Below are 26,564 nucleotides of genomic sequence, written 5' to 3'. Positions count from 1 at the left end.
GATCGCACCGGACGGCGCTGCCGAACTCACCACCTGACGACTACCTGACGATCCCCGTTGCCGCGTGGCAGGGGGAGCCTGGCGGGTATCGCTGCGGTATGACTCCGTTGACGAACCCGTATGCCAGGGTGCCGCTGTGTGCGGCCTTGCTCGCCGGAATAGCCGGCTGCGGAAACCCCCTCCAGCACGGGCAAGGCGCCGGCACGATGGGTACCAACGCCGAAATCGGCGCGATCAAGCTGCGCAACGTCTATGTCGAACGGCCCGCCGACGGGACCTACCAGCCCGGCGAAGACGCGCGGGTGGCGCTGTCGCTGTTCACCGGCGAGCCGATCCAGGACAGCCTCATCGCGGTGACCAGCAGCCACGCCCGGGACGTCCGGCTGCACTGGGACCAAGCCTGTGACGGAGAGGCCGAGACCGTCTCCTCGATCCCCTTGCGCCGCGGCTCGGTCCCCGCTCCTCTCAGGAAGGAAGTGTTCGGTCACCTGCCCTACTACCTCACGGTGCGCGGTTTCGGGCAGGAAGTGCTGGCGGGTACCACCGTGCCGTTGACCTTCACCTTCGCCGACGCGGGCACCGGCACCGTGCAGGCCAAGGTGCAAGAACGGGAGGAGCGTGACAAGGCAGCGCACTACGCGTGCCTCGCCACGCCGCCCATCGGACTGCCGGGATCCTCCTAGGTGTATTGCCCTGATGCGTTGTTGACGCGGGTGACGGGTGCTTGGCCTGCGAGTGCGGTGTGGGCTCGGTGGTGGTTGTAGGGGTGGAGGAAGTCGGGCAGGGTGTCGGCGCCTTGCTTGCTGCTGGTGAAGGTGTGGGCGTAGGCCCATTCTTCGGTGAGGGTGCGGTTGAAGCGTTCGGCTTTGCCGTTGGTCTGGGGCCGGTAGGCGCGGGTGAGGCGGTGGGTGGCGCCGATGTCGGTGAGTGGGCGAAGGGCGCGTGAACGCCGGTAGGCCATGGCGTTGTCGGTCATGACCCGTTCGATGGCCGGGATGCCGTGGGCGGCGAGTGCTTGTGCTGCTCGGCGCAGGGAGCCCGCGCAGGTGGTGGCGGTCTCGTCGGGGTGGATCTCGGCGTAGGCCAGGCGGGTGTGGTCGTCGATGGCGCAATGGACGTAGTCGTAGCCCACCCGTGGGGCGCGGCGGGCGGCGTGGCGCTGGGAGCTGTCACGGCCGTGGGCGCGCCAGCCGCCGCCGTCGCGTATCCGGCCGAGTTTTTGACATCGACGTGGACTAGTTCGCCGGGCGTGCGCGTTCGTAGCGGCGGATGGGCTGCCCGCTCGGGCGGTCCAGCCAGCTCAGCCGGGGTTCGTGGTGGCGGGTGAGCACGCGGTGCACCGTGGAAGCGTGCAGGCCCAGGATGCCGGCAATCCGGGCCGGGCCGAGCCGGCGTGAGCGGCGCAGGGCCAGGATCGCGGACTCGGCGTCGGCCGTGGTGCGACGGGGGCAGTGATGCGGGCGGCTGGACCGGTCATGCAGGCCGTGTTCACCCTCGAGCCGATAGCGGCGGACCCACTTGTGGGCGGTCGCCCGGGACACTCCCATTTCCGCGGCGACGTGCGCGACCGGGCGCCCCGCGGTGACCCGCTGCACCAGCAGTCGCCACCCATACACGGTCAACCGGGCATTACGGTGGGACACGAAGACCTCCGTTGTGCGGTAGAAGGCGTCAGACACCTCCACCCCACAGGGGGATCTTCCTCATGATCAACCCGACGCGCCGCTCAACCGTCAACAACGTCCATGGTCACTACACCTAGGCGAAGAAGCGCCTCACGCGGCTGGTGATCAAGCCTGCGGGATGACCGTATCCGCGGCGAGGAAGGTTTCGTTGGCGTAGATCTCGAAAAGAGTGGCCTCGCCGAGGCCGTACTGGTCGGCGTACTGGTCGTAGGAGAACTGGCGCACGGTGCCGGTCGCGGTGACGTTCTGGCCCTCGGTGAACTGCTGCTGGTCGTCCGGGAACAGCACCAGGAGGTTCTCGTCACCGTAGGCGCGGGCATCGAGCACCAGCGAGCCGTCGGTGAGGTTCGTGGCCACCGGCACGGTGATGGTGACCTGCTCGCCGACGTGCTCTTGGCTGCCGAAGTACTGCGGCTGCTCACCGGGGGGATCTGAGGCCACTGTCGTGGTCACCGCAGGGGCGGTGCCCGTGTCGTTCCCACCGTTCGTCCCGCCGTCGTCGCAGGCGGCGAGCGGACCGCCGAGTGCCAGCAGTCCGCCGATAGCGAGAACACGGGCTTTGTGCAGGACCATCGTTGACTCCTTTTGTCGTTTCCGACTTCTAGGCACATACCCGGTACAGGGGTGCCCATGCGGGCTCACCCCCAATCGGTCGAAAGGACGCAGACCTTGTCGTCACCGCGCTTTCAGCACTGCCGTGACTGCTATTCGTGCTTGGCGCGCCGGGAGACCACCAGCCGGGCGTGACCGCTTGTCCCGATTTGCCGCTCGTCCACGGTTGCGGCATCTTTACGCGCGGAGCGCCGGGAAGTCTGGTCGGCAACCTGGTCTTGCACGAGCGGGTCGAGCTGGTTGTCGAGGGCGGAGAACGGTGTGGCGCTGATCCTGGCGTTCGGTGTGGTGTTGCTGATCAGCGTCTCCCTGTCGGGGCTGGCCGCGCGCACGGTGCTGTCCACGGCCTTGTTGTTCCTGCTCGCCGGTGCCCTGATCGGGGAGGGCGGCTTCGGGCTGATCGAGATCGGCGCGACGGATCCCCTGGTCACCACGCTGGCCGACATCGCACTGTTCACCGTGTTGTTCACCGACGGGCAGCGGGCGAGCCTGCCCGCGCTGCGTGAGGGGTGGCGGCTGTCCGGCCGGGCGCTGGGCCTGGGCATGCCGCTGACCATGATCGGCATTGCCGTGCCCGCGCACTTCCTGGCCGGGCTGGACTGGCCCACCGCCTTCCTGGTCGGGGCCATCCTGTCTCCCACGGACCCGGTGTTCGCCGCGGCGATCGTCGGCCGCGATGATGTTCCCGTCCGCTTGCGGCGCTTGCTCAACGTCGAGTCCGGCCTCAACGACGGCTTGGCGCTGCCGTTCGTGCTGATCTTCCTGGCGACCGCGGCCCACGCACCGGCGGACCTGGGCACGATCGGCCTGGAACTCGTGCTCGGGCTGGCGCTGGGCGTCGCGATCCCGGTGGCGGTCACGCTGGCCTGGCGGCTCAAGGTGCTGACCGCCGAACCGCGGTTGCAGGCTCTCGGGCCGTTGGCGATCGCCGTCATGCTCTACGCCGGGTGCCACCTGACACACGCGAACCCCTATCTGGCCGCCTTCGCCGCCGGATCCGCTCTCGCCACCATGGACCGCCTGGCCGCCGAGCACTTCGAACCGCTCGGTGACCTGCTCTCCGAGATCACCAAATTCGCGGCGTTGCTCGTGTTCGGCGCGCTGATCACCCCGGAACGGTTGTCGCACCTCAGCGTCGGTGCCTGGATCCTCGCGGTGCTGGCCATCGTGCTGGTGCGCCCGGCCGCGATGCTGCTGTCACTGCTGCGCACGCCGATGACCCGCAGGGAACGCTCCGCCGCAGCGTGGTTCGGGCCCAAGGGGTTCGCCTCGGTCGTCTACGGCCTGCTGGCGCTGCAATCCGGGATCCCGGACAACGAGGTCGTGTTCGACCTGGTCGCGGTGACCATCGCGCTGTCGATCGTGCTGCATTCGTCGACCGACGTGCCGGTGGCCAGGGCCCTGCGCGTCGAACCCCCGGACAACCTGCCCACCGGCCGGCACCGGTCCCAGGACGAATGACCCCACCGAACCTGACGAAAACCTTGCGAAGACCGCGTCAGGCGGTGCCTTTCGGCCGGGGCGGGAACTCGTCCAGCATGAGAATCGGACGAATTGCGATGGCCACCGGAATCGGCACAGCGACGCTGACGGCCTGCGCGGCGGGCTCGCCGGCGGAGAACCCCGGGATCGGGAACACCGGCACGGTGACCGTGTCGGACCCGGCTCCGCCGTCGCCGTGCCCTGCCGAGCAGCTCACCGCCGCGCTGGAACCCGGCTCGCCCGGTGCCGGGCAGCGCTACGCGACACTGACCCTGACCAATGCCGATGGCCCGGAGTGCGCCGTGGACGGCTATGGGGACCTGCGGCTGGTCGACGCGAACGACATCGCGGTGCCCACGGATTCCTGGCGCACCCCTGATCCCGAACCGGTCAGCGTCGTCCTCGGTGCCGGGGAGTCGGCGCAGCGCCTCCTGCACTGGACCGTCGTACGGGGTGCCGGGGAACCGCTCGACGCGCCCTGCCAGCCCGAACCCGCACGCCTCGAAGTGACCCCGCCCGACCGGCCGGGCACGGTGTCCGTGCCGTGGGCGTTCGGCCCGGTCTGCCAGCACGGCTGGCTGGGCGGTGGCGCCTTCACCGCGCCGTCCCCGTCGAACCCGTGAACGGCGGCCGCGTTTCGTCAGGCGTTCGTCATTGGTGTCGGCGACCAGCCCGGCCCGGACGCGATGTTGACAGCCTTGGGCAGCGCTATCCGCGGTGTCCGGTGATCTCGGCTATCCAGGCGATGAACTCCGCCGCGTCCTCGTTGGCCCCGTGGCCCGCGTCCCAGTACATTGCGGCGTTGACGTCGTCGCCGAGGTTGTCCAGGGCTGAGGTGAGGTTGCCCACGACGGTGAGCGAGGTGTCGGTGTCCAGGGTGCCGACGCGGATCCACCAGTGCTTCGCCCGGGCGGGGTGGCGTTGCCCGAGGAAGTGCATCGGGTTCATCAGGTCGAGTTTCCCGGGCAGGTCGCGGTCGAGCCGTGCCTGGTCGTCGCCAGTCGATCGTCGTGGCTCCTGCCATGGCCGAGGAGTTGGACAGGAAGCCCCCGGCGCTGGAAGTTGCGCCGGGGGCGTCGTTCCGGTGTACCGGCGACGTGGCCGGGGTGTCGGAGCAGACGGCGTCCGGCGCTACTGCGCTCTGCCGCCGTGACGGTGTGCTGCGTGTCGTGGGTCTGGTGATCTCGCCGTCCACGGACAGGCCCAATATGGTCGCTTGCTCCCGCCGCCGCCCGGACCGTTTCGGGCGGCTCGCCGATTTCCTCCCCCGGCGTTCAGGCATCATCCTGACCGGCGGCGTGGACGTGCTCCCCGAACGCCTCGGCTACCACCGCAACGCCACCGTGCGGCTCCACATCGCCCGGCACACCTCGAACGGGGCGGGGAGGAGCTCGCCCGCCACGACGAGGTCGCCTTCACCGGCGAGCTCAACCTGGTCGCGCTCGTCGCCCGCCGCGGCGCCGAGACGTTCTGCCGGTTCGCCACCGGATCGTGATGTGCCCTGTCGCCGAACGGTTTCAGGTGGCGCGAGTCCGGGTGGCATCGTCCAGTACGAACATGCCCAGTGTGTTGGTCACCTCGAGAACGCGGAGCACGGCGGGTGAGCAGCCGGACAGGGCCAGCACCCTGTTGGCGGCCAGCGCGCGTTCGCTGAGGTCGAGCAGCACGATCAGGCCACTGATGCCGAAGAACGTCACACCCGCGAGATCGACGAGAACGATCCGGCTGTTGCCCGTGAGTTCGTCGGCCACTTTGTCGGCGAGCACGGGCGCGGTCACCGTGTCGATCTCACCTCGGACCACTACCGTGCGCGCGGCTTTTCCCGGCTTTCCGGTTCGGTGGGGAAGGAGAGTGGGAAAGCAGATGTATTCGTGCATCTGTGACCTCCGAAGCCGTTGGAGTCGGTATCGGCACGAACTCGCGCTGGTGGCCGGTGCCGTGTGCCGCGGTTACGGCACGCGGTACGGAAAGCCCGGGTTCACGTATCCGGTGTGCCAGAACGGCAGGTAACCGTAATAGCTGTAGAGATCGGAAACCGTGGCCCGATCGGGGGCCAGTTCCGGGTCGTAGACCGGGCCCTTCGCCACCTGATCGCGGTCGCTGTCGATGTACACGGAGTCGCCGTCGATGGCGGAGACGGCGTCAACCGGCACGAGCACTTTCTGCTTGCCGATACCGAGAAAGCCACCGGATGCCAATTCCAGCAACCTGACCCGGCGCTCGTCCTGGTCGATCACCAGTCCGTAGACCTCGCCGATCTTGTTCGCGTTCCGGTCGACGACTTCCTTGCCCCGCACATCGTCGGCCGGATCGGCGAGGGTCAACTCGGAGTCGGCCAGCCGGACCAGAGGCGCTGATTCGTTCATCACGATGCTCCTTTCTGTGTGTCAAACCCGGCTTACCCAGGGAAACTTCTACCGGAACCAGAAGTCGTCGCTCGTCAGGTAATCGCAAGATTGGCTGAAACGTCCGAGTCGTGCTTAACACAACACCAAAAGCGAAGAGTAAGGCAATCGCAAGGTTCCCGGGCTTGCCCATCGGCCTCTGGTGTCCATGGCGAGGGCACCAGGTTACGGGCTGGTCACGAGGGGAGTGGCTACGTGTATGGCGGCGGGGGTGAGGGAACGCGAAAGGGAGTTCCGCGGAGTTCCACCGGTAGAGGACCGGCCCCGATGATGGGCTCGGTTCGCCGCCGAGCTATCGGAGGCCAGCCATGAAACCGATTATGGCCGGCGTGGTGCTCGTGGCCGCCTTGCTCGCCGCCGCTTGCGGGGTGAGTACGCAGGACCGCCCGGAGCGGCTGCCGGTGGCAGCATCGGTGGCCGACGCCACCCCGGCCATCACCCAGCTCCCCGGAAATTCTGCGCCGAGCACGTTCCCGGAGAACGCGACAACAACGACCAGTGCCGCTTGACGGGTCCGGTGAGCCAGGTGAGGCGGCCGCACTTGGCGTCGTTCAGCCTAGTGAGTCGATCAGTTCCCGGCATGCGCGCTCGCAGGCTCGGCACGCGTCGGCGCACACCTTGCAGTGATCGTGCTGGTCGGCGTGCAGAGCGCACTCGTCACCACAGGACCGGCACGCGGTCAGGCACGCTTCGAGCGTGGCGCGAGTGACGTTCGCGTCGTATCCGGTGTGCCGGGAAAGGATCTGCCCGGTCACCATGCACAGGTCGGCACAGTCCACACAGGACCGGATGCACTTGCGCAGCATTGGCAGGTGCTCATCCGCTTCCGACAGGCAGGCGTCCGCGCAGGCGGTGCACGCCTGCGCGCAGGAGATGCACTGTTCGATGCACCGGGTAAGCGCGTCCCGATCCACCTGTCCAAGGTCGGCTGGGTAGGTGTCCAGCATGTCCGAAACCATGGTCACCGCAATCGAACCTCCTCGTGTTCTGCTCAGCGGTCAACAACAGAAGGGGTACCCGGCGTCCGTGCGTTCACGCGGGCTCGCCGTGCCGGCCTTCCCGGCAATGTGCTGCCGCTGCCATCGTCAGCTGTTTGTCAGGTGGACGGGCACCGATCGGGATGAGAATGGGGTAGAGCAAAGCAGAACCCGTTCATCGAGGAGAGCAATGACCATTGGCACCCGCCCAGCGGAAGATGTTGTCAGCAGGATCACCCACGAGTTGTCGACCGAGTTCGGGACGACGCTGCCGGAGTCGGGAATCTGCGATGTCGTGGTGACGGCGCGGCGCGATCTCGACGGGCAGATCGTGCCGGAGGCGATGGAGGAGATGCTGCACCGGCTCGCCCGCTTCCGCCTCACCAGGTGGATCGGCTCCGGTTAGCGGCGGATCGTCAGGCATCGTCCCGTTCGGTTCCGGTGGTGAACAGCAAGGGCTGGCGAAAGGGCGGCCCAGCTCACTGGTGAGTCGAACGGCGCCGAATCACGGCTCGCGTGACCGGGGCCAGGGGGCGGGGTGCGCACCAGCGCTCCGGCGATGATGACCGCCAACGGAAGTGCTGTCGTCACGAGCAGGACGGGGCGATAGGTGGTGGCGTGGTCGCGGCCGAAAGCGAGCAGGAGGGGACCGAAGGCGGAGGCGCCGACGGTGACCGAGTGCACCACGCCGCAGATCGCGCCGAGGTGGCTCAGGCCGAAACAGCGGGGGAATGTGACGGCCTCGAGGGTGCGGATGCCGTTGCCGCAGGCGCCGAGGGCGAGGATCGCCATGGTTGTGATGATCAGGACGCGGTCGGAGCACCGGTCGGCGAGCCAGCCGAAACCGAACGTGGCGATCAAGCCGGCGATGGTCTGGCGGCAGGAAGGTCGCGGCGGCTTCGGCTGCGGTGAGGCCGCGTTCGCCGCGCAGGGATTGCTGGTGGAAGTTCAGTTCGGTGGTGACCAGTGCGCAGACGCCCACCCCGGCGGTGACGACCCAGAACATGCCGGTGCGCATCGCCTGCTTCGAGGTCGAGTCCACCGGCAACAGGCTCGCGGCCGAAGTGCCGGTCTCGTCGTCGAGCGCCGGGGGTTCGGGTGGCCGGCGCGGCAGGAACAGGAGGGCGGCCGGGATGACCAGGACCCACACGGTCAAGCCCTCGGCGATCCAGACTTGGCGCCAGCCCCAGTCCGAGACCAGTCGTTCGAGCAGCATTGGGGCCAGGGATATCCCGGCGGCGCCGACCGCGGGGGCGACCCCGATGGCGAAGCCCCGGCGGCGGTGCACGTAGATGGCCACGGTGGTAGTGGCGACCAGGCTGAGCGCGCCCTGGCCGCCGACCGGATGCCGATGAACGCGGCGGTCAGCCCGGTGATCTCGGTGGCCGCGGTCGCGGCGATCAGGAAGGCGCCGAAGTAGGCGGCGCTGGCTGCCATGATCCGGCGAGGACCGTAGCGGTCGATCAGGCGGCCGAGGGCCGGCATGACGAAGGCTCCGGCCAGTGACCCGATCAGGTAGGCCGTTGAGACGGCGGATCGTGAGACGCCGAGGTCGTGGATGATCGGGTCGACGAAGACCGACACTGCGGCGGTCTGCCCGGGTGCGGTCAGTGCGACCGACGCCGCGGCGACCACCCCGCGACAGGTGGGCCCGGCCGGGCGCCGCGGGTGCCACGAGTGGTGTCGAGGCGCTGGCTCCGGAGGGCACACCCCCCGGGGCGCCTTCACAGGCAGCGCATCTCTCATCTAACGTAACGTAAGAGATGCCGATGAGGCGGCGCGTCCGCCGCCATGTCCCCGGGGTCATCGATGCTCCCGGCTCCCTTGCCGAACGGCCTTTCCGGTGATGCCGGTGCGGGACCGTCGGCCCAGCAGTGTCCTTGGTCGCGCCGTGGGGGGCGTGACGGTGTTTGCGCCACCGGCGCCCGAGCAGGTCAGGTTGTCTTCTGTGCCGAGTTCTTCTTCCTTGGTCCCCGCGCGCCTGCGCGGCGTGCGGCCGTCGTGGTTGTCGCCGAAGGTGGCCCGCACCGAGATCCTGGCGGGGCTGGTCGTCGCGCTGGCCCTGATCCCGGAGGCGATCTCCTTCTCGATCATCGCCGGGGTCGACCCGAGCGTGGGATTGTTCGCGTCGTTCACCATGGCGGTGGTCATTTCGATCGCCGGCGGTCGCGCGGCGATGATCTCCGCGGCGACCGGGGCGATCGCGCTCGTGGTCGCCCCGCTGGCGCGTGAGCACGGCCTGAGCTACCTCATCGCCACGGTCATCCTGGGTGGTCTGTTCCAGATCGTGCTGGGGTCGCTGGGGGTCGCCCGGCTGATGCGGTTCGTGCCGCGCAGTGTGATGGTGGGCTTCGTCAACGCGCTGGCGATCCTGATCTTCCTGGCGCAGGTACCGGAACTGATCGACGTGCCGTGGCCGGTGTACCCGCTGTTCGCCGCCGGGCTCGGGATCATGGTGCTCTTCCCCAAGCTCACCAAGGTGATCCCGGCGCCATTGGTGTCCATTGTGGCGCTCACGGCCTTGACGATCGCCGCGGGCGTCGCGGTTCCCACGGTGGGGGACAAGGGCGCGCTGCCGGACTCGCTCCCCGTGCCAGGGATCCCCGAGGTTCCGTTCACCGTGGACACCCTGGTGCTGCTCGCGCCGTACGCGTTCGCCTTCGCGCTGGTCGGGCTGATGGAATCGCTGATGACCGCGAAGCTGGTCGACGACATCACCGACACCCACTCGAACAAGACCCGCGAGGCGATCGGCCAGGGCGTCGCCAACGTGGTCACCGGGTTCTTCGGCGGTATGGGCGGGTGCGCGATGATCGGCCAGACCATGATCAACGTCAAGACCGCCGGTGCCCGCACGCGCCTGTCGACCTTCCTGGCCGGGGCGTTCCTGATGGTGCTGTGCATCGTGTTCGGCCCCGTCGTCTCCGACATCCCGATGGCCGCTTTGGTCGCGGTGATGGTGCTGGTGGCCTTCGGCACCTTCGACTGGCACAGCGTCGCCCCGGCCACGCTGAAGCGGATGCCCGCCGGGGAGATCGCCGTCATGGCCATCACCGTCGCCGTGGTCGTGGCCACCGGCAACCTGGCCATCGGCGTGGTCGTCGGCTCGATCACCGCGATGGTCATCTTCGCCCGCCGTGTCGCGCACCTGGTGGAGGTCAGCGCGGTCGCCGATCCCGAGCGCGGCCAGGTGGTCTACGTGGTCACCGGCGAGCTGTTCTTCGCCTCCAGCAACGACCTGGTCTACCAGTTCGACTACGCGAACGACCCGGACAGCGTGATCGTCGACCTCTCCGACGCCCACATCTGGGACGCCTCCACCGTCGCCGCACTCGACGCCATCACCACCAAATACGCCGCCCGCGGGAAGACCGTCGAGATCGTGGGCCTGAACAAGCACAGCGCGGTCATGCACGGCAAGCTCACCGGAGAGCTGACCGCCGGCCACTGACGGCCCGTCCGGTGAAAAGGGCGTCGAGGTGGCTGCGAACGACCACCATCGCCTCCTCGGCGCCCCGCTGCCCGAGCAGTACGCCGGTACTCAGCCCGTGGCTGAGCGCCACCAAGTGAGCTGCTTCGACGGCGACGTCCGCGTCTGGCGCGATGTCGCCATCGGTTCGGGCTCGCTCCAGCGCTTCGGCCAACTGGTGTTCCAGGCCGTCGACGTTGGCGATGAAGGGCTCCGCGGCCAGCGTGGCGTCGGTCATCGCCAGCGCCGCATACGAACTGCCGAGCAGGTGGGAGGTCCGGCTCTGCTCGTCGGTCGGCAGGGCCTCGGCGAAGAAGGCCTCGACGAACAGCCTCGGTGGCACCGGGCTCGGCAATTTCGCCACTCGCGCTGCCCAGCGCTGGTGGCTCTGCTGTTCCAGGTGGCGCAGCGCGCCCAGCATCAACTGCTCCTTGGACGTGAAGTAGTACTGCACCAGCCGCAGTGACACGTCCGCTTCCGCGGCCACCGCCCGCATCGTGACCGCGTGCAGGCCATCCCGCGCGGCGACGCGCACCAGCGCCGTGGCGATCTCTTCCCGGCGCTGGTCGTGGTCCACCGTCCTGGGCACAACGGCTCCCTCCTTTATGATACAAGCGTATATGATACGGCTGTATCAAGATGGAGGCTCGATGGTGGTCCTGGTGCTCGCCTGCGCGGCGCAGTTCATGGTCGTGCTGGACCTTTCGGTGATCAACGTCGCGCTGCCCTCCATCCAGCGGGCACTCGGGCTGGATGAGGCAGGGCAACAGTGGGTGGTCAACGCCTACGCCCTGACCTTCGCCGGACTGCTCCTGATCGGCGGACGCCTCGCCGATCTCTACGGCCGGAAACGGGTCTTCCTCGCCGGGCTCGCCTTGTTCACCGGCGCGAGTCTGGCGGGCGGCCTGGCCGACACGCCGGAACTGCTCATCATCGCCCGCGCGGTCCAGGGAATCGGGGCCGCCGTGCTCGCCCCGGCCACGCTGACGGTGCTCACCAGCACCTTCCCCGAAGGCTCCCGGCGCACCCGGGCGCTGGCGATGTGGACCGCGGTCGGGATCGCCGGAGGGACCGCGGGCAACCTGCTCGGCGGGGTGCTCACCGAGTACCTGTCGTGGCGCTCCACGTTGCTGATCAACGTCCCGATCGGGGCGGTGGCCATCGTGCTGGCCGTGCGCTACCTCGCCGGCCACGACCGGCCCACGGAACGACAGGGGAGGCTCGACGTCGCCGGTGCCGTGCTGGCCACGCTGGGCCTAGCCGCGCTGACCTACGGCGTCGCCCACTCCCACACCGTCGGCTGGAGTGCGGCCCCGACGCTGGTCAGCCTGCTCACAGGGGCTGGCGCGCTGGCGGCATTCGTTCTGGTCGAAGCCCGGTTCCCGACCGTCCCCATCGTTCCGCTGCGCCTGTTCCGCTCTCGCGCGACCGGACTCGGCAACGTGGTGATGCTGCTGGCTGGTGCCTGCCTCAACCCGATGTGGTTCTTCCTCACCTTGTCCATGCAAAACGTGCTGCACTACAGCCCCTTACAGACCGGGTTGGCGTTTCTGCCGCATACCGTGATCACCATCGTGGTCGCCGCCCGCCTCACCCCGTGGCTGATGCGGCGCATGGACAGCCGCGTCCTCATCGCGATCGGTGCACTCCTCGGGGCCGCCGGATTCGCCTGGCAAAGCCTGCTGGCGCCGGATACCGGTTATCTGGCCGGAATCCTGGGCCCGGCGATCGTGTTCTCCCTCGGCGGTGGCCTGATCAACACGCCCACCACCACCCTGGTCACCTCCGGCGTCAGCACCGCCGACAGCGGGGCCGCGTCCGGGCTGATGAACACCACCAAGCAGGTCGGCGGGGCACTCGGACTGGCCGTGCTGATGACCATCGCCGGCCCTGGCGGCGTCACGCCGGACGCGCAGGCGGCCACCTACGGCCGCGCATTTACCGTGATCGCTGCGGTGATGATCGTCGTCGCGCTGCTCGCCACCGCCCTGCCACCACAACGCGACGAGAACCTTGCGTCGCAGCAGGCGCGCTGACTATGTGCGCTCGCGGGCGAGAAGCAAGGCGAACACCCCGATCAGCACCAAAGCCGCGAGCACCAGCACGCCGGTGCGGAACCCGCCCAGCTCGCCCCCGGTCAGACGCCACGCCCCGGCGGCGCCGGCCGGGCCGATCGTGCTGCCCAGCGTCCGCCGAGGTTGGTGATACCGTGCGCTGCGGGCGCTGCCGCGAGGATCAACGTCATCACCGGCGAGTTGGCCAGCGCCGTCCGATTCCGAGCACGACCATCCGCCAGCACAGCTCGAGCACACCGGCATCGGCGTCCAGCCCGAGCATGGTCACCATGGCCGCCGTCGCGACGAGGCGATCGCCGCCGCCATCAGCGCGGTGGGGGAGGTGGGACTGCCCATGATCGCCGCCCACCCTTCCGCGGACCAGCTGCCCGGCCAGTCCGGCATCCACTTCCAGCTGGCGCCGCAGAACAGCCGCGAGGTCGACGTGATCGCCCGGTTCCTGCGCGACGCGGCCCACGGACCGGTGCCGTCGACCGTGCGGGTGTGCAGTCGGCGGAAGCGCGACATCTACAGCACGAACTTCGAGCTGGCCGAGGCCGGGTTCACCGTCGAGAGTAAGACGTTCTCGCCGTCCGGGACTAAGAACGAGAACATGCAGGAGGTGGGGGAACGGCTGTGCCGCACCCCGCCGGGCGAAGCCATCTTCTTCGCCGGTCGCCCGGTGGACTTCGGCACCATGCGTGAATCCGGCCCAGCCCGGTGGCGGTGTCCGGATCGTCGGGTACTGCGGCCGTCCGCGTGCCGGCCGGAATGAGCCCATCCCACGGGTGACTGTGGTCGTCAGGCGTCCATCGTGTGGTGGCGGCTGGACAGGAAATCGCTGAGGGCCACGCCGACCTGTGCTGGTGCGTCTCGCATCACGAGGTGTCCGGCGTGGTCGAACAGTTGCCACCGGGCGCCGGGGATCGTCGCGGCCAGGCGTTCGCCGCGGCGGCGACCAAGGCGCGGATCTGTCTCAGCGCGGCCGCCTTGGCCTCGGACGGGTGGGTGCCCGTCCCCGGACCTGGATGCCCAACGGCAGATGGGTCACCCAGACGTCCGGCGGCTGCTCCGGCTGTCGCGTGCAGCAGAGATCGAGGCGCAGGTCTTCTGGCAGCAGGTCGGGCACGTCCAGGCCCTCCGGCACCACTGTCACCCGGGCGGACGCGTCGTCCGTCCGGTCATCCGGCTGACCGCCCTGCCCACCCAGCGGCCCGCCGTCCGCGCCGTACTGCCCGCTCTCGTGCTTGAGCGCCGCCCACGGCCCCCCGGCGCCCTCGTTGGCCGTGATGGCGAACGCGGCCGCCGGGCCGGGCCTGCCGCCCAGGTCCTGCACGCTCCAACCGCGCTCCTTCGCGAGATCGCGATAACGGCGCGTCAGCGACGCCACGCATCCCGCGTCGCCCTCGACGAAGACGACCGCGTCGAACGGGGCCAGGGGATCCCGCCGTGCCAGCCGGGCGGCAAGATCGTTTCGCAGCTCGGCGGCCTGCGCGGACAACCGTCCCGCCTCGGCCTCACACTCCAGCTCGACAGCCGCCGCCAGATCCTCTTCGACCGCCCGCAGCCGGACGGCGGCCGCGTGCAACGGCCCCAGCGCGGCCAGGCAGCGGCGCAGCCGGCCAGCCCGAAGATAGTCGCGATGGACGGCGGGGTCGGTCAGGGACGACTCAAGGGCGGCGTACTCGGACAGAACACCCTCGTACACCGGCCTCGTCATAGGTCCATCATGCAGCCGGACTGGTCAAGCCGACACCCGCTCGCGGCCCGGGGCGCCCCAGCGGCCCAAGAGCACACCGCCGACGCTGAAGCAGCCCGCGCCCGTGAAGCCGCTCCTGTGGACCGAATCCGCCCGGTCAGCCGTCCAACATCCGCCATCTTCAAGCGGAACGGACAGCGGTGTCCTTTCCGCTTCAACCTTGCGGGGTTCGGGTCTACCTTGCGGGCCGCTGGTGGCCGGGTCTCTAGCGGCCTGGAGAATGCCGGGGGCCGAACTTTGATCTTGTGCCTGGTGGTGCTCCGTCCGTGCTCGCCGAGCGGTTCGAGGTCGGCGCTTTCCGGGCTTGTGGTGGTCGGCCACGATGGGCGGGCACGTGGGGTTCGAGTCGTGGCTGGGAGCGCGACCGATGGAGGCTGCTCGACTTCGATCCGGACGCCGTGGGCATCGCGTCCCAGCCGTTCTGGCTGCCGTGGACTGCACACAAAGCCGGGCCCGCTCGCACGCCCGGACTACTTTGCGGGGCCGTGGTCAACGGCCGGAGGCAGGCGTACCACTGTCGTTCACCGGCTCGGCGAGGGGCAGGCCACCGACCACAGCGCCGTGTTCGTCCAGCACGCAGATGCTGGGTACGTCCTGTGCGTCCACCGAGAGCACGATGCGGGGCCTGCCCTTCGAATCGCGGAGCGCGAGCACCGCGCCGTCCGCGGTCGACCAGACCAACTCGACCCTGGTCGGCATCGGCGGTGTCTGCTCGATGGGCAGGCGCGGGTCCGGCATCTGCTTGAAGAACAACGCCGTCGCGCCGTGGTCGCCCTGCCAGCGGGTAGCCAGCGTGAGGGCCTGCGCGTTGACGTAGTCGAGGGAGAGGCTGGCCTCCGACGCTCCCGCGACGATGCCGCCGCGTTCGGAGCCGTTCTCGTCGTTGAAGATCAGATAGGTGCCGCGCTCGGGCCCCTGGCGCTGCTCGGCTGGGATCACCGTGCCCCCGATGATCACGGGTGGGCGCCGCGTGTCGGCGAGCACGCGCTGCCGCCCCCGATTATCGCGCACGGTGAAGGACTCGTGGGGATGCTCACCCCTCGACTCGGTGGACTCCGGGCTGGCGGTTGCGGTCGGGTTGACGACCGCGGCTGCGGTGACGGCGAACGCGGCCCCCCGAAGAGCGGTACGCCTGGACAACGGTGGTGTCATGCGTGCAGTCAACCGGCGACAACCCCGAAGATCACTGGGGTAGACCGCCGGTGGCGTGATGGGGCAGGCCCCAGGCCACGCCATCATCCCCATGAAGGACTGCAGCACACTCACCACGGCGCCACGCCATCGAATCCGCGAAGTAGATCCGGACAATCGCCCGGCAAACCGTCCAGACCTCACTTTGCGGACCCCAGGTCAACAGCCTGCCCATACGTACCCTTCAAGCGGAACGGACACCGTGGTCAGCCATGCCTTCCGTGCTTCCGGCGGCACGGTGTCCCATGCCTGCGTCAAGGCGTGCAGGGCATCGTTCACCGCGGCCTCGTGGTCGATGTGGTGACTGACGCGGCGGGCCACGTTGCGCAGCCGCTCTCTGTTGTCGTGCAGCACTTCCCCCGCAATGCGGCGTTGTCCTCGGGACTCCACGATCGCCGCATGGGCGGGTCACTAGAGGGCGTCACCGGCCTGATGCCCTGAAGCTCACCATGCGGGGAGGTGGAACGGGCGGCTCCCGTCGAGCAGGCCGGCGACCATCGTCACCGGTGCCGCGCGGAACGGCGCCCACTCGAGTTGGACCGCACGGTGCCCTCCGCCGGAGTCGGTGACCACCAACTCCGCCCGCGCCTGGTGCGCGGGCGACGCGGTGAGCCGCCCGGAGACGACGGTCTCGGCCACGAAGCGCACCTGGTCCAGTATCACGGTGTCGGGGCCGGTGAACCGCAGCGTGCCGCCACGCAACCCGGGCTCGCCGGGCAGCCGGGTGGTGCCGGCACCGTTGGGGTTGCGCCGTGCCAGCGCGTCCATGGCGGTGGCGACGGCCGCGGTGACCAGCGTCCGCTCCGGTGGGGTGAGCCCGGGAACCGGCACACGGGGGAGGTCCTCGCTCGTGACGGGGAAGGAGCCGACCGCCCGGTAGTTCTCGGCCGTGCACCCCGTGCGCTGCCGGAAGCGCTCTGGGGCCAACAGGAACGACCGCACGGTCTCGGTCGCGCAGTCCCAGTAAGGGCCGGTGAGACCGGCGACGGCACCGAGCGCGGGCGTGTGGCCGCCGAACCCGTTCACGAGGCTCCTCCCCAGTGGGAAGCGCCGCGCCAGGTCGACCGCGTTGCCTGCCGGCGTGGCGACATCCAGCTCCCCACCGGTGGCCAGCATGGGCACCGCGGGATACCGGGGCCGCGGCGGCACAGGTGGGCTCGGCCGCGGCGTCGGCCAGTTCAGGCACCACTGGTGCTGGTCGCCGTTGGTGGCGTCGAGCACCTCCTCGGTGGTGAGCGGGGCGAACGGCCGGCGCTCGGCATACACCGCGTCGAGTTGGCGCCGGCGTTCGTCCGGCGCGGCCGCACGTTCATACGGGTACACGGCGTCGCCACAGATGTAGGCGAGGTAGCCGGCCACCGTCGGGTCCTGTTCGAGCCGCTGTGGTCCGGCGCCCGCGAAGGTTCGCGCCAGTCGGCGCAGGGGTAGGGGGTCCCCGGCCAGATACGCGGTGGCGGCGGCGGTGAGCTCCCGGCCCACCGGGGGCTCGGTGGTCTGCTGGGGGAGCCGCAGCAGCGCGAGCAGCGGTACGGCGGGATCGGGCCGCTCCCGGAGGCGGGCCACGAGGTCCGCCCACGTCTGCCGGGGCACCCCCGACAGGGCTCGGCACGAGCGCGACGGCTGACACACCACGTCCAGATTTCCCAGGTCGGGGTGCACCGGGCGGCCCAGCGGCCACCGCACGTACCCGTCGGCGCCGACGCGTACCACGCTGTCGAGCAGCGCGGCGCGGGTGCGGTCCGGGAACCGGGTGGCGTAGGCGTGGCCCCACACCGTGCCGTAGGAGGAGCCGTACACGCTGACCGAGCGAACGCCGAGCGCGTGGCGGACCGCGTCGAAGTCGGCGACCGCCTGGTCGGTGGTGAAGTACCGCGCCCGGGGTCCCACCTGTCGAGCGCACTCCGCGATCGAGTCCGGCCGGTCGAGGTCGATGTCCGGGCACAGCAGCGGCGTCGACTCACCGAAACCTCGCGGATCGATGATCAGCATGTTCTGGTGGTCCAGCACCGAACCCAGCGCCCGGCGATAGATCTCGGTCATGGGCAGCGCCGCGGTCGGTCCACCGTGGATGGCGAGCACCGTCCCCGCCGCTGGCCGGGACCTGTCGAGTCGCGGGAGCCATGCGAAGGACACGGTGATCCGCTCGGAGCCGGGATCGGTCCAGTCGAGGGGCACCTCGATCTGGCCGTCGCATCGTTGGGTCGCCGTGGCGCACTCGTGGGCGGCGGGCATCGCGGTCGGCGTGGCCGGCGTCGCCGTACCGACGGCGAGCATGGTGGCGGTCATGGTGACGACCCGGGCGGCTCTGCTGCGCATGTCGCGACACGGTAGGGCGAGCGGGCGCCGACGTCTGTCTACCCAGGTACCCAGTACCGGGGTATCACTCGTCGTCGACCAGGCCGTGCTCGTAGGCGTATACCACGATCTGGGTGCGGTCCCGCAGCCCCAGCTTGGCCAACAGCCGGCCGACGTAGGTCTTCACCGTCTGCTCCGCGAGCACCAGCGTCGCCGCGATCTCCGTGTTGGACCGGCCGCGGGCGACGAGCCGCAGCACGTCGGCCTCACGTGGCGTGAGCGCGGCGGGGGACCGCTGGCGGCCTCCAGGCGGGCGGCGCAGGCGGGTGAACTCGTCGATGATCCGGCGGGTCGCCGGCGGCGCCAGCAGCGCGTCCCCGGCCGCGACCACCCGGACGGCCTCGGTCAGCTCCGTCACGGAGGCGTCCTTGAGCAGGAAGCCGCTCGCACCGGCGGCCAGCGCCTCGAAGAGGTACTCGTCGAGGTCGAACGTGGTCAGCACCAACACCTTGGGGCCGGTGCCGTCGGGCCCGGTGATCTCGTCGGTCGCCCGCAGGCCGTTCATCACCGGCATCCGGACGTCCATCACCACCACGTCCGGACGCAGCTCCAGCGCCAACCGCACCGCATCGGCCCCGTCGGTAGCCTGACCGACCACCGCGATGTCGGCGGCCGTCTCCAGCAGCACCGCCACACCTTCGCGAACCAGCCGCTCGTCGTCGGCGACCAGCACCCTGATCACGTCGGCCTCCGTGCCTGAACCGGAAATGTCGCGAGCACCTCGAACCCGACGCCGGCGCCCTGCCCGACGCTCAGCGTGCCGCCGAGCATGCGTACCCGTTCTCGCATCCCCACCAGTCCGAGCCCGGAACCGGGCGGTGCCGAGGACGCCGTGGTGGTCGCGCCGCTGTCGACCACGCGGACGGTGAGCTGGTCCACCTCGAACCGCACGGTCACGGCCACCGTCGAGCCGGGTGCGTGCCTGGCGGCGTTGCTCAACGCCTCCTGCACCACCCGGTACACCGACACCGCGACGCCCGCGTCGGGCTCCGGGGCGGTCCCCGACATCGACAGCGTTGCGGTGACGCCCGCTCGTCGAGCCCCCTCGACGAGCTCGGGCAGGTCACCGAGTCCCGGCTGAGGAGCGGGGTCGGCCGCCGTGTCGTCCTCGCGCAGCAGCCCCAGCACGCGCCGCAGCTCGGTCAACGCCTCCCGCGACGCCGCCCGGATCTCCTCGAAGGTGCGGGCCGCGGCCGGCGGCAGGTCCCCGGTCCGATGCGGCGCCGCCTGCGCCTGGACGGCGATCATCGAGATGTGGTGGGCGACCACGTCGTGCAGCTCACGGGCGATCCGGGCGCGTTCGGCCAGCACCGCGCCGCGCTGCCGGTCCGTGCGCCTGCGCTCGGTCTCCTCGGCCAGCGCCCGCTGTGCGGCCTGCCGCACGCGCACGCTGTCCCCCCAGGCCAGCAGTACCACGGTCAGAAAACCCAGGACGGCCACCGTGAACGGGGGCGTGCCCGCCACCACGATCGCCGGTGCCAACACCGCCAGCACCGTGACCACCCCGACCACCACGGTGGTCGTCCGGTCGTGCCGACTTCCCACCACGAAGAGCACGACGCCGAACGCGGCCATGCCCACCACCGGCCACGGCCACGCGACATCGTTGTAGCCGGGGCCGACGAGCACGCCGAACACCAGCTCCGTCCCGAACAGGCCTGCCGCCATGACCTGCCACACGGCCAGCGGTGCGCGCAAGACCAGCAGCGCGGGTGCGAGCAGGGCGAGGGCGATGAGGAGGGCGGCGGTCCACGACAGCCCGAACCAGTGCAGCTGTCTGCCGTCCAGATACACCGCCAGTCCCAACCCGACGACCGACAACACCGCACGCGACATTCATCCACCCTGACATGCCGCGGCCGCTGCCGGCGGCCCGGACCGGGTGGCAGCGGTCGGTGTGCCCGCTGTCGGCGGGTGTCGCGGCGGAGGAGGGACGCTGTGGCTGGGGATCGACACACCGCGCCGGCGGCGCACCAACCGCCGGTGGCGGACCCGCGTTAGCGGTGGGAGGTGGACCAGGACACCGGTCTGTCCACTTCGGAGGCCGCGACACGGACCGAACTCCATCCCGCGTGAGCGGGGTGCGGATGCGGCGGTTGCTCGGCCAGCTGCACAATCCGCTGATCTTCGTGCTGCTGGCGGTGGCCGAGGCCTACACCGCGGCCAACCTGCACGACCCCGTGCTGAGCTGGGTGATCGACGACGAGGACGCGCGGCGGCGGCTCACCATCGGCACCTGGCCGGAGACGACGGTGGCCTACCTGGAAGGCATTCTCCATTCCGGGGAGTTGCTGCTGGCGAGGACGAGTCCGGGGCGGTGGCCGGGATCTCGCTGTGGGAGCGGATCGACCATTCGCGAGGAACCGGCACGTCGGGTCTGCGGGCCCCGGAGGGCGCCCAGTTCATCGAGCACGCCTACGGCGAGTACGCCGACCGGATGAAACTGCTGATCGAGCTCACCGGGCAGCGACTTCCGAAGGCCGGCGCGTACTGGTACCTGCTGAACATCGTGGTCGCGCCGGACCGGCGCGGGCAGGGCATTGGTGGCGCGATGCTTCGCGAGCAGCTGGGGCGGCTGGACGGGATGCATAATTCGTAACGCGCTCGGGAATGACGTTTGGGGGAGAGTGCGCTGTGGCAGGACAGGTCTGCGCGAACTGTCGCGGCCCGTTGCGACCGAGGACGGGGCCGCGGGGGCGCACGGCTGTCTACTGCTCGCCCGCGTGCCGGCAGCAGGCCTACCGGGTCCGGCGCGCCCCCGACGTAGAGGCCCTCATCACCGAGGTCGGCCGCGTCGCGAACCGGCTGGCACCCCAGCCGTCGGACACCTTCTTCGCCGATCTCACCACGCTCGCCTCGGACGTCGGCAAGCTACGGCGCATCGCCCAGCTGGCGGTGCGGACGAAGGACGCCGAATCGCCAGGGGAAAGCGTCACGCCGGAGCCCGTGACGGAAATCCTGGACGAGGTCGCCTTCGCCGGCCGGATCGAGCAGCACCAGCGGGAACTGCGCGTGCACTGCTACCGCATGGTCGGCTCCTACGACGAGGCTGAGGACCTCGTCCAGGAGACCTTCCTGCGGGCGTGGCGAGGTCGCGAAGGCTTCGAAGGCCGGTCGAGCTTCCGCGCCTGGCTGTACCGCATCGCCACCAACACCTGCCTCGATTTCCTGCGGCGCCACAAGCGGGTCCCGCGCCCCTACGGCCAGGTGCCGGGCGTGGACCAGCGGGGCGAGCCTCCCCAGTTCATGCCCTGGCTGCAGCCGTACCCCGACCTCCAGCTCGACGAGGTCGCCTCGCCGGAGGCCGAACCCGCCGAGGTGGCGGAGACCAGGGAGACGATGGAACTGGTCTTCCTCGCCGCCATCCAGCACCTGCCGCTGAAACAGCGGGCCGTGGTGATCCTTTGCGACGTCCTCGGGTGGAAGGCCGCGGAGACCGCCGACCTGCTGCAAACCAGTGTCGCTTCGGTCACCAGCGCACTCCAGCGTGCCCGGCCCACCCTGCGCGAACGCCTGCCGCAACGCCGCGCGGACTGGGCCAGGGCCGCCGAGCCGACCGAGGAGGAGCAGGCGGTCCTGCGGCGGTACATGGCCGCAGCCACCGGCAACGGCGACATCCGGGCGATGGCCGAGCTGCTCAGGGAGGACGTGCTGGTCACGATGCCGCCGAACCCGCTGTGGTTCTCCGGTCGCGACACCTTCCTCAGGTTCGTCGGCGAGTCACTCGCTCCGACCTCACCGACGTACTTCGGCGCATGGAAGCACCTTCCGGCGAGGGCCAACCGGCTCCCCGCGGCGGCGGGGTACGTCCGCCGGCCGGGCACCCGGATCTACCGAGCCCAGGTGCTCGACGTGCTGCGGATCGAGGAGGGGAAGGTCGCCGAGATCACCGCCTTCGAACCGCACCTGTTCCCCGCGTTCGGCCTGCCGCTGACGATCACCTGAGGACCGATGGGTTTGGCGCGCCTTCTGCGTCTCAACGGTCGAGCACCACGAAGCGACCCACGCGGAAGGAACACCCCATGAACCTGCAGAACAAGAACGCGGTCATCTACGGCGCCGGTGGATCGATCGGCGGCGGTGTCGCCAGGGAATTCGCCGCGCGCGGCGCACGCGTCTTCCTCACCGGCCGGCACGAACCGGCGCTGACGAAGCTCGCCGACGAGATCAAGGGGGCCGGGGGACAGGCCGAGGTCGCCGTCGTCGACGCCCTTGATGAGACCGCGGTGGACGAGCACGCGGCGTCCGTGGTGAGCGAGGCGGGCAGCCTCGACATCTCGCTCAACCTCGTCTCCCGGGGCGATGTCCAGGGCATCCCGCTCGTGGAGATGTCGGTCGAGGACTACGTCAGCCCGATCACCACCGGCATCACGGCCAACTTCATCACCGCCCGCGCGGCCGCCCGGCACATGATCACCCAGGGCTCCGGCGTCATCCTCGCCCTCGACAGCGGCTCGGCCCACGGGAGCCCGATGATGGGCGCGACCGGCTCGATCGACGCCGCGCTGGACACCTACATCCGCAACCTCGCCGTCGAGATCGGCCCGCACGGCGTCCGCGCCCTCGGCATCTGGGTGGCCGGTATCCCGGAGACGTTCACGCCCGAGAAGCTCTCCGCCGTCAACAACCAGCTGCCGGCGAGCCCGGAGATGGTAGAGAACGTCCTCAATGCCCTCACCGAGGCTCGGATGACCAAACGGTCGCCCCGGCTGGCGGAGGTCGCCGCCACCCTGGCGTTCCTCGCCTCCGACGACGCCATGGGCATCACCGGCACCTTCGTCAACGTCACCAGCATGTACCCCAGCTGACCCGGCCACGGCGAAGTCTCCGGGGACGGAGGTACCGGGGGCTCGCCGGCGCTGGAGGCGCAGTACGCGGCCGGGACGGAATGATCAACTGACACGAAGTGACACCGCCGCTCTTTTGGAATCGCGCAGCATGGTTCGACGAGGCGCAATTCACCTCCCGCCGAATTTTCGCGACGCCACCGTCATCACGGGACCGAAGACGGGAAACCCTCGTATGTGGCACTCGGGGTGGCAGGCGAACCTCTGGCTACCCGAACCGAAGACGGCGAGTGGCTAAGGGCATGGCGACTCGAACTTCACGTCAGGGAAGAACGCTTCCCATTCAGTAGGACGCATCGAGACGTTCCGGTCCTTGCACACGGCGGCGGCCGCTGCTTCGGGTCGAGCTCCCAGCGCCAGGCATAGGCTTCGGCTCCCGGCCCCGATGTGGCTCCGACGAGGCTGCGATCGTTGTCTCCGAAGGCCAAGGCTTCAATGACGCCCTGACGACCCGGAAGGTTGATCTTTGTTTGGGTATAGTTCATCCTAATGTCCTGTACCAGGATTTCGCCCGCGCTCCCGAGAGCCACGAGTTGATCGTTCTCGCTGGAATGAGCAGAAGTGAGGCTTTTTACACCGATATTACTGGGCGCCCGCTGTGCTGGCTGGAGCTGATCGTGCAGGTCCCAGACGGTCATGGTTTCATGGTCACTTTTTGGTGACGGCAAGTGTGCCCCGTGGGGAAATATGAATCTACGCGAGGGTGCCTGAAGGTAGTAGCTCTGTGGCCGAAGTTTGGCTCCCCTGCCGCGGACAACTTCCATACCTGAATGGACTTGCTATCCAGCAAAAGCCGAAGGGAGTTGCTATCCAGTGCGGGGTGTGAATCGCGGGCCGTGATCAACACGTGCTCCACCGGCCGACGCTGCACCCCTCCCTCAGCGGCGATCGCCTCGGCCCGACCCGCCTCATCGACCCGGTAATCCGCCGTGACAGCGGCGTTGTTTCCACCCCGATCCCGACACCCAGACAGACCGCGACGAACACGAGCCAGCCACCGATCGCGCGCCACGGATGACGGGCGCTCCACCGAGCGACTCGCACAGACAGGTTTCTCATGCCCCCAAGGCTCGCGCCGAGCCCGCCCCGCCTGACACGGCTGACCCACCGACACCCGTTGTCCACCAACCGGTGGACAACGGCACGAGCCCTGCCGGAGATGACCGCTTGGCGAAACACATGAACGGGAATGCAGTCGTGTCCCGGCAGCCAGCATGACTCTCTCCGGTTGCCGACCGAACAGAAGCGGTCATCCTTGGAAACCAGCGGGGGTGCTCTTTCCGCGTCAACTTGACGGGGTTCGACCACATGACGCCGGGGTTTCCGGGCGATTTGATCGCTCGGCAGATGCTGGTGCCCGCCGTACTTGATCGCCGCAGCCCGGCAAGCGCTCCGCGGCAGGAGGTGCTTCTCCACCCGTTTAACAGCAACCCCGTCCCGCTGGACTGGCGGGGCCAAGATGCCGGGTCGCACGACCAGTGGCGTGAGGGTTATGCCAAGTCAGCCACCGTTGCAAGTGCTAATGCCGTATCAGCCAACGTTCGCCCTGTGGTGTCTCAGAGCGGATGGCACATGTCTTGGCGAACGCGACGTCCGAAATCCGCCAGCATGCTCGCGGTCGGCCAGTCGAGAATCGGCTCATGATCGCTGAAGCGCGGGGAATCTGCATCCGGCACCGGGGGTATGAACCGCAGGTCCATCCCACCGCCTACGTCGCCCCGACGGCGACGCTCGTCGGTGATGTCCGGGTGGGGCCGAGGGCTCGGGTGATGTACGGTGCGGTGCTCGATGCCGAGGGGTCTCGGATCGAGGTCGGGGAGGCGGCGGTGATCTGCGAGAACGCGGTGTTGCGCGGGTCCGCGGTCGCCGGCGATCAGCCGGTGCTTGTCGACGACCACGTTTTCGTGGGGCCGCATGCCACGCTGCTGGGCTGCGAGGTCGGCAGGTGCGTCTATGTGGCGACCGCGGCGACGGTCCTGCAGTGCGCACGGTTGGGGGCCGGCTCGGTTGTCGCTGTCGGCGCGCTCGTCCATGCGCGCACCGTTCTTCCGGACGAGTACTTCGTGCCGCCGCACACCGTGGCGCTTGGCGCGTCGGTGCGGCTGCTGGCACCTGGCGATCCGGATCTGGCGGAGGCTGTCGGGAGGGTGGGCTTCGCGCAGGTGGCGTTCGGTGTCGACGCGGAGTGGACCGATCGGATCAGCCGGTACGAGCGCATCGCGGAGGTGCGTGTCGCCGAGTTCGGCACGCACGCGGACGATGAGGTTCTGAATCTCGGCTAGCGCCGCCGCATCAGCGGCCCTTGTACAGTGGTGAGGTGACGCGCCGTCCGGATTCCACTCTGGCGCGCGCGTCCGGCAAGCCAGGCCGCTGGTTCACCGCCTCGGACGCGGTGAACCAGCGGTGCGCCTGGAACTGCCGCTGCAGTACCAGCCGTGCAACGGGAGCCAGAACTCCTGTGCCGGTGGTGCGGGAATGACACCCGCCGAACTTGAGCGAAGGCCTAGCTCGTTGCCCTCGGTCGTCTTTCCGTTGCCTTTGATCAAAAGATCGAGCACATGTCATTTAGGCGCGGAACATGTCATGTGCTCCCGGAAACTACAGGTCGGTTAGCGTGCGGGTCGAGTGGCGCCCGCGTAATCGTCCCGGGGGTAGCGGTAATTGTCGATTTGCACCGGTTGGCCAAAAGTCGGGGCGTTCAGCATTTTCCCGTTTCCTGTGTAGAGGCCCACGTGGTGGATTTTCGAGGCTGAACCGTAGTAGACCAGGTCGCCCGGTAGGAGCGGCTGTCCCTCGGGCGCACGTGGCCCAGCTCGGAATTGGGCGTCGGTTGTCCGGGGCAGCGGAATCCCGGCCGCTTCGCAGGCCGCCTTGGTCAGGCCTGAGCAGTCGAATCCGCTGTCGCCATTCTGCGGGCCATTGCCGCCCCACACATACGGCAGTCCCCGCTGTCCACACGCGTAATTCATCGCGGTCATCGCGGCGGGTGTGGCGGCCTGGATGTTGTTGCAGTCCCCGGTTCCGGCCATTGCGGGCGCAGGTTGGCAGCGCACTGGGACACGGCGGCGACGATGAGGCGAGCCTTGTCCTCGTGCTGGGCGTAGGCGTTGGGGAATCCCGGGCCCTGGACGGTTTGCGCGGCGTCGTCGACGCTCATCGTCTGCCAGTGCGGTGTGGCCATGAGGTGTTCGAAGAACTTCGTCGCCGCGTAGGTCGGCGTGGTGATCTGTTGCGGGGTTCCCCAGCCCATCGAGGGACGTTGCTGGAAGAGTCCTTGGCTGTCGCGGTCGCCGTAGGGCAGGTTGCGCAGCTGGGATTCCTGCATGGCGGCGGCGATCGCGACAACCCAGCCCGGCTCAGGCACGCCCATCTGCTTGCCGACCGCCACGATGGTGGCGGCGTTGCCCAGCTGCTCGACGGTCAGGCCCGGCACCGTGCCGGTCGGCGCGCCGTCGGGCGTGCAGATCAGCGATCCGGAGGCATTACTGCTGCTGCCGAACAATGAGCTGACGATGCTGGCGGTCCCGGCGCCGAGGAGCAGCGGAATGGCGAGGATCACGGCGGCGACACCGATCGCGAGTTTGCTTGCCATGGTTGGATCGCTCCTTTGCGTTGATGGCGCCGGAGCCGGACGGCGAGGAGTCCCGGGACCGCGCGGCGGAGTAAGAAAGGGGCCTTGTGTCAGTGCTCGTCGCGGGCGACACGGTTCGGCGAGCTCGGCGGCGGAA

General features: G+C 69.3%; 27 protein-coding genes and 4 pseudogenes. 13 read left to right on the top strand and 18 right to left on the bottom strand.

Going from position 1 to position 26,564, the window contains the following annotated elements; all coding sequences use genetic code 11:
• Window positions 1–206: 206 nt before the first annotated feature.
• On the top strand, window positions 207–683 hold the full coding sequence (locus tag L3Q67_RS41725) for a copper chaperone PCu(A)C (RefSeq protein ID WP_499186898.1): 477 nt from the start codon (window positions 207–209) through the stop codon (window positions 681–683).
• On the opposite strand, the pseudogene L3Q67_RS41720 reads toward L3Q67_RS41725, so the two are convergent.
• Window positions 680–1,643: pseudogene (locus L3Q67_RS41720) on the bottom strand (IS481 family transposase). The gene L3Q67_RS41725 and the pseudogene L3Q67_RS41720 sit on opposite strands and share 4 nt — an antisense overlap.
• A 147-nt stretch (window positions 1,644–1,790) precedes the next feature.
• Window positions 1,791–2,258 carry a hypothetical protein gene (locus tag L3Q67_RS41715; RefSeq protein ID WP_499186897.1) on the bottom strand — a complete coding sequence of 156 codons (468 nt, stop codon included), beginning with the start codon at window positions 2,256–2,258 and terminating at the stop codon, window positions 1,791–1,793.
• 300 nt (window positions 2,259–2,558) lie between these two features.
• Here L3Q67_RS41715 and L3Q67_RS41710 point away from each other — a divergent pair, with 300 nt between their 5' ends.
• Both L3Q67_RS41710 and L3Q67_RS41705 read left to right on the top strand, forming a co-directional pair.
• Entirely contained in the window at window positions 2,559–3,758 is a 1,200-nt protein-coding gene (locus tag L3Q67_RS41710) for a cation:proton antiporter (protein WP_499186896.1), read from the top strand.
• A 98-nt stretch (window positions 3,759–3,856) separates the two neighbouring features.
• Window positions 3,857–4,402 (top strand): DUF4232 domain-containing protein, encoded by a 546-nt coding sequence (locus L3Q67_RS41705; RefSeq protein ID WP_499186895.1) that lies wholly within the window; start codon window positions 3,857–3,859, stop codon window positions 4,400–4,402.
• 85 nt (window positions 4,403–4,487) lie between these two features.
• Here L3Q67_RS41705 and L3Q67_RS41700 read toward each other — a convergent pair whose 3' ends face one another.
• The 3 genes from L3Q67_RS41700 to L3Q67_RS41690 all read right to left on the bottom strand — a co-directional run bounded on the left by L3Q67_RS41700 (window position 4,488) and on the right by L3Q67_RS41690 (window position 6,145).
• Window positions 4,488–4,727 (bottom strand): hypothetical protein, encoded by a 240-nt coding sequence (locus tag L3Q67_RS41700; RefSeq protein WP_499186894.1) that lies wholly within the window; start codon window positions 4,725–4,727, stop codon window positions 4,488–4,490.
• A gap of 569 nt (window positions 4,728–5,296) precedes the next feature.
• Window positions 5,297–5,656: an STAS domain-containing protein gene (locus tag L3Q67_RS41695; protein ID WP_499186893.1), complete on the bottom strand. Its 360-nt coding sequence runs from the start codon at window positions 5,654–5,656 to the stop codon at window positions 5,297–5,299.
• 72 nt (window positions 5,657–5,728) lie between these two features.
• Window positions 5,729–6,145, bottom strand: coding sequence for a PRC-barrel domain-containing protein (locus tag L3Q67_RS41690; protein WP_499186892.1), 417 nt, complete (start codon window positions 6,143–6,145; stop codon window positions 5,729–5,731).
• 347 nt (window positions 6,146–6,492) lie between these two features.
• Here L3Q67_RS41690 and L3Q67_RS41685 point away from each other — a divergent pair, with 347 nt between their 5' ends.
• Window positions 6,493–6,693, top strand: coding sequence for a hypothetical protein (locus L3Q67_RS41685; protein WP_499186891.1), 201 nt, complete (start codon window positions 6,493–6,495; stop codon window positions 6,691–6,693).
• Between the two features lie 42 nt (window positions 6,694–6,735).
• On the opposite strand, the gene L3Q67_RS41680 is transcribed toward L3Q67_RS41685, so the two are convergent.
• A complete protein-coding gene (locus tag L3Q67_RS41680; RefSeq protein WP_499191776.1) occupies window positions 6,736–7,143 on the bottom strand; it encodes a four-helix bundle copper-binding protein in 408 nt (135 codons plus the stop codon).
• On the opposite strand from L3Q67_RS41680, the gene L3Q67_RS41675 reads away from it, so the two are divergent.
• Entirely contained in the window at window positions 7,130–7,567 is a 438-nt protein-coding gene (locus tag L3Q67_RS41675; protein ID WP_499186890.1) for a hypothetical protein, read from the top strand. The genes L3Q67_RS41680 and L3Q67_RS41675 overlap by 14 nt on opposite strands.
• On the opposite strand, the gene L3Q67_RS41670 is transcribed toward L3Q67_RS41675, so the two are convergent.
• The 3 genes and pseudogenes from L3Q67_RS41670 to L3Q67_RS41660 all read right to left on the bottom strand — a co-directional run.
• Window positions 7,564–8,022: an MFS transporter gene (locus L3Q67_RS41670; RefSeq protein WP_499191809.1), complete on the bottom strand. Its 459-nt coding sequence runs from the start codon at window positions 8,020–8,022 to the stop codon at window positions 7,564–7,566. The genes L3Q67_RS41675 and L3Q67_RS41670 overlap by 4 nt on opposite strands.
• 91 nt (window positions 8,023–8,113) lie before the next feature.
• Window positions 8,114–8,449, bottom strand: a pseudogene (locus L3Q67_RS41665) (MFS transporter); the annotation flags it as partial.
• Window positions 8,450–8,562: 113 nt separating this feature from the next.
• Window positions 8,563–8,907, bottom strand: a pseudogene (locus L3Q67_RS41660) (MFS transporter); the annotation flags it as partial.
• A gap of 202 nt (window positions 8,908–9,109) precedes the next feature.
• On the opposite strand from L3Q67_RS41660, the gene L3Q67_RS41655 reads away from it, so the two are divergent.
• Window positions 9,110–10,612 carry a SulP family inorganic anion transporter gene (locus L3Q67_RS41655; RefSeq protein WP_499191717.1) on the top strand — a complete coding sequence of 501 codons (1,503 nt, stop codon included), beginning with the start codon at window positions 9,110–9,112 and terminating at the stop codon, window positions 10,610–10,612.
• Here the strand turns inward: L3Q67_RS41655 and L3Q67_RS41650 are convergent.
• Window positions 10,584–11,219: a TetR/AcrR family transcriptional regulator gene (locus L3Q67_RS41650; protein WP_499186889.1), complete on the bottom strand. Its 636-nt coding sequence runs from the start codon at window positions 11,217–11,219 to the stop codon at window positions 10,584–10,586. The two genes, L3Q67_RS41655 and L3Q67_RS41650, sit on opposite strands and share 29 nt — an antisense overlap.
• 61 nt (window positions 11,220–11,280) lie before the next feature.
• On the opposite strand from L3Q67_RS41650, the gene L3Q67_RS41645 reads away from it, so the two are divergent.
• Together L3Q67_RS41645 and L3Q67_RS41640 are read left to right on the top strand one after the other, a co-directional pair.
• Window positions 11,281–12,666, top strand: a complete 1,386-nt coding sequence (locus L3Q67_RS41645; protein ID WP_499186888.1) for an MFS transporter — start codon at window positions 11,281–11,283, stop codon at window positions 12,664–12,666.
• A 373-nt stretch (window positions 12,667–13,039) separates the two neighbouring features.
• Window positions 13,040–13,459: a hypothetical protein gene (locus L3Q67_RS41640; protein ID WP_499186887.1), complete on the top strand. Its 420-nt coding sequence runs from the start codon at window positions 13,040–13,042 to the stop codon at window positions 13,457–13,459.
• A gap of 201 nt (window positions 13,460–13,660) precedes the next feature.
• Here the strand turns inward: L3Q67_RS41640 and L3Q67_RS41635 are convergent, their stop codons facing one another.
• From L3Q67_RS41635 to L3Q67_RS41610, 6 genes are all read right to left on the bottom strand, one after another.
• A complete protein-coding gene (locus L3Q67_RS41635; protein ID WP_499186886.1) occupies window positions 13,661–14,404 on the bottom strand; it encodes a peptide chain release factor 1 in 744 nt (247 codons plus the stop codon).
• 528 nt (window positions 14,405–14,932) lie between these two features.
• On the bottom strand, window positions 14,933–15,595 hold the full coding sequence (locus tag L3Q67_RS41630) for a hypothetical protein (RefSeq protein WP_499186885.1): 663 nt from the start codon (window positions 15,593–15,595) through the stop codon (window positions 14,933–14,935).
• Between the two features lie 198 nt (window positions 15,596–15,793).
• On the bottom strand, window positions 15,794–15,988 hold the full coding sequence (locus L3Q67_RS41625; RefSeq protein WP_499186884.1) for a hypothetical protein: 195 nt from the start codon (window positions 15,986–15,988) through the stop codon (window positions 15,794–15,796).
• A 90-nt stretch (window positions 15,989–16,078) separates the two neighbouring features.
• Entirely contained in the window at window positions 16,079–17,950 is a 1,872-nt protein-coding gene (locus L3Q67_RS41620; RefSeq protein ID WP_499186883.1) for an alpha/beta hydrolase family protein, read from the bottom strand.
• A 64-nt stretch (window positions 17,951–18,014) separates the two neighbouring features.
• Window positions 18,015–18,671, bottom strand: a complete 657-nt coding sequence (locus tag L3Q67_RS41615; protein WP_499186882.1) for a transcriptional regulator — start codon at window positions 18,669–18,671, stop codon at window positions 18,015–18,017.
• Complete coding sequence (locus tag L3Q67_RS41610) at window positions 18,668–19,825, bottom strand: sensor histidine kinase (protein WP_499186881.1); 1,158 nt, start codon at window positions 19,823–19,825, stop codon at window positions 18,668–18,670. The genes L3Q67_RS41615 and L3Q67_RS41610 overlap by 4 nt, the downstream gene beginning before the upstream one ends.
• Window positions 19,826–20,061: 236 nt before the next feature.
• Here L3Q67_RS41610 and L3Q67_RS41605 point away from each other — a divergent pair, with 236 nt between their 5' ends.
• The 4 genes from L3Q67_RS41605 to L3Q67_RS41590 all read left to right on the top strand — a co-directional run bounded on the left by L3Q67_RS41605 (window position 20,062) and on the right by L3Q67_RS41590 (window position 22,797).
• Window positions 20,062–20,430, top strand: a complete 369-nt coding sequence (locus L3Q67_RS41605) for a hypothetical protein (protein ID WP_499186880.1) — start codon at window positions 20,062–20,064, stop codon at window positions 20,428–20,430.
• On the top strand, window positions 20,427–20,588 hold the full coding sequence (locus tag L3Q67_RS41600; RefSeq protein WP_499186879.1) for a GNAT family N-acetyltransferase: 162 nt from the start codon (window positions 20,427–20,429) through the stop codon (window positions 20,586–20,588). The genes L3Q67_RS41605 and L3Q67_RS41600 overlap by 4 nt, the downstream gene beginning before the upstream one ends.
• 35 nt (window positions 20,589–20,623) lie before the next feature.
• The gene (locus tag L3Q67_RS41595) at window positions 20,624–21,934 is read left to right on the top strand and encodes a sigma-70 family RNA polymerase sigma factor (RefSeq protein WP_499186878.1); all 1,311 of its coding nucleotides are present in this window, start codon (window positions 20,624–20,626) and stop codon (window positions 21,932–21,934) included.
• A gap of 77 nt (window positions 21,935–22,011) precedes the next feature.
• Window positions 22,012–22,797, top strand: a complete 786-nt coding sequence (locus tag L3Q67_RS41590) for an SDR family NAD(P)-dependent oxidoreductase (RefSeq protein WP_499186877.1) — start codon at window positions 22,012–22,014, stop codon at window positions 22,795–22,797.
• Between the two features lie 296 nt (window positions 22,798–23,093).
• On the opposite strand, the gene L3Q67_RS41585 is transcribed toward L3Q67_RS41590, so the two are convergent.
• Window positions 23,094–23,474, bottom strand: coding sequence for a hypothetical protein (locus tag L3Q67_RS41585; protein WP_499186876.1), 381 nt, complete (start codon window positions 23,472–23,474; stop codon window positions 23,094–23,096).
• Window positions 23,475–24,476: 1,002 nt separating this feature from the next.
• Here L3Q67_RS41585 and L3Q67_RS41580 point away from each other — a divergent pair.
• A complete protein-coding gene (locus L3Q67_RS41580; protein ID WP_499186875.1) occupies window positions 24,477–25,118 on the top strand; it encodes a gamma carbonic anhydrase family protein in 642 nt (213 codons plus the stop codon).
• Between the two features lie 327 nt (window positions 25,119–25,445).
• On the opposite strand, the pseudogene L3Q67_RS41575 reads toward L3Q67_RS41580, so the two are convergent.
• Window positions 25,446–26,428, bottom strand: a pseudogene (locus L3Q67_RS41575) (C40 family peptidase).
• Between the last annotated feature and the right edge of the window lie 136 nt (window positions 26,429–26,564).

The sequence above is a fragment of the Saccharothrix sp. AJ9571 genome (assembly GCF_021725495.1).
Classification (GTDB): domain Bacteria; phylum Actinomycetota; class Actinomycetes; order Mycobacteriales; family Pseudonocardiaceae; genus Amycolatopsis; species Amycolatopsis magusensis.
This window is presented reverse-complemented; position numbering and strand designations above follow the sequence as displayed.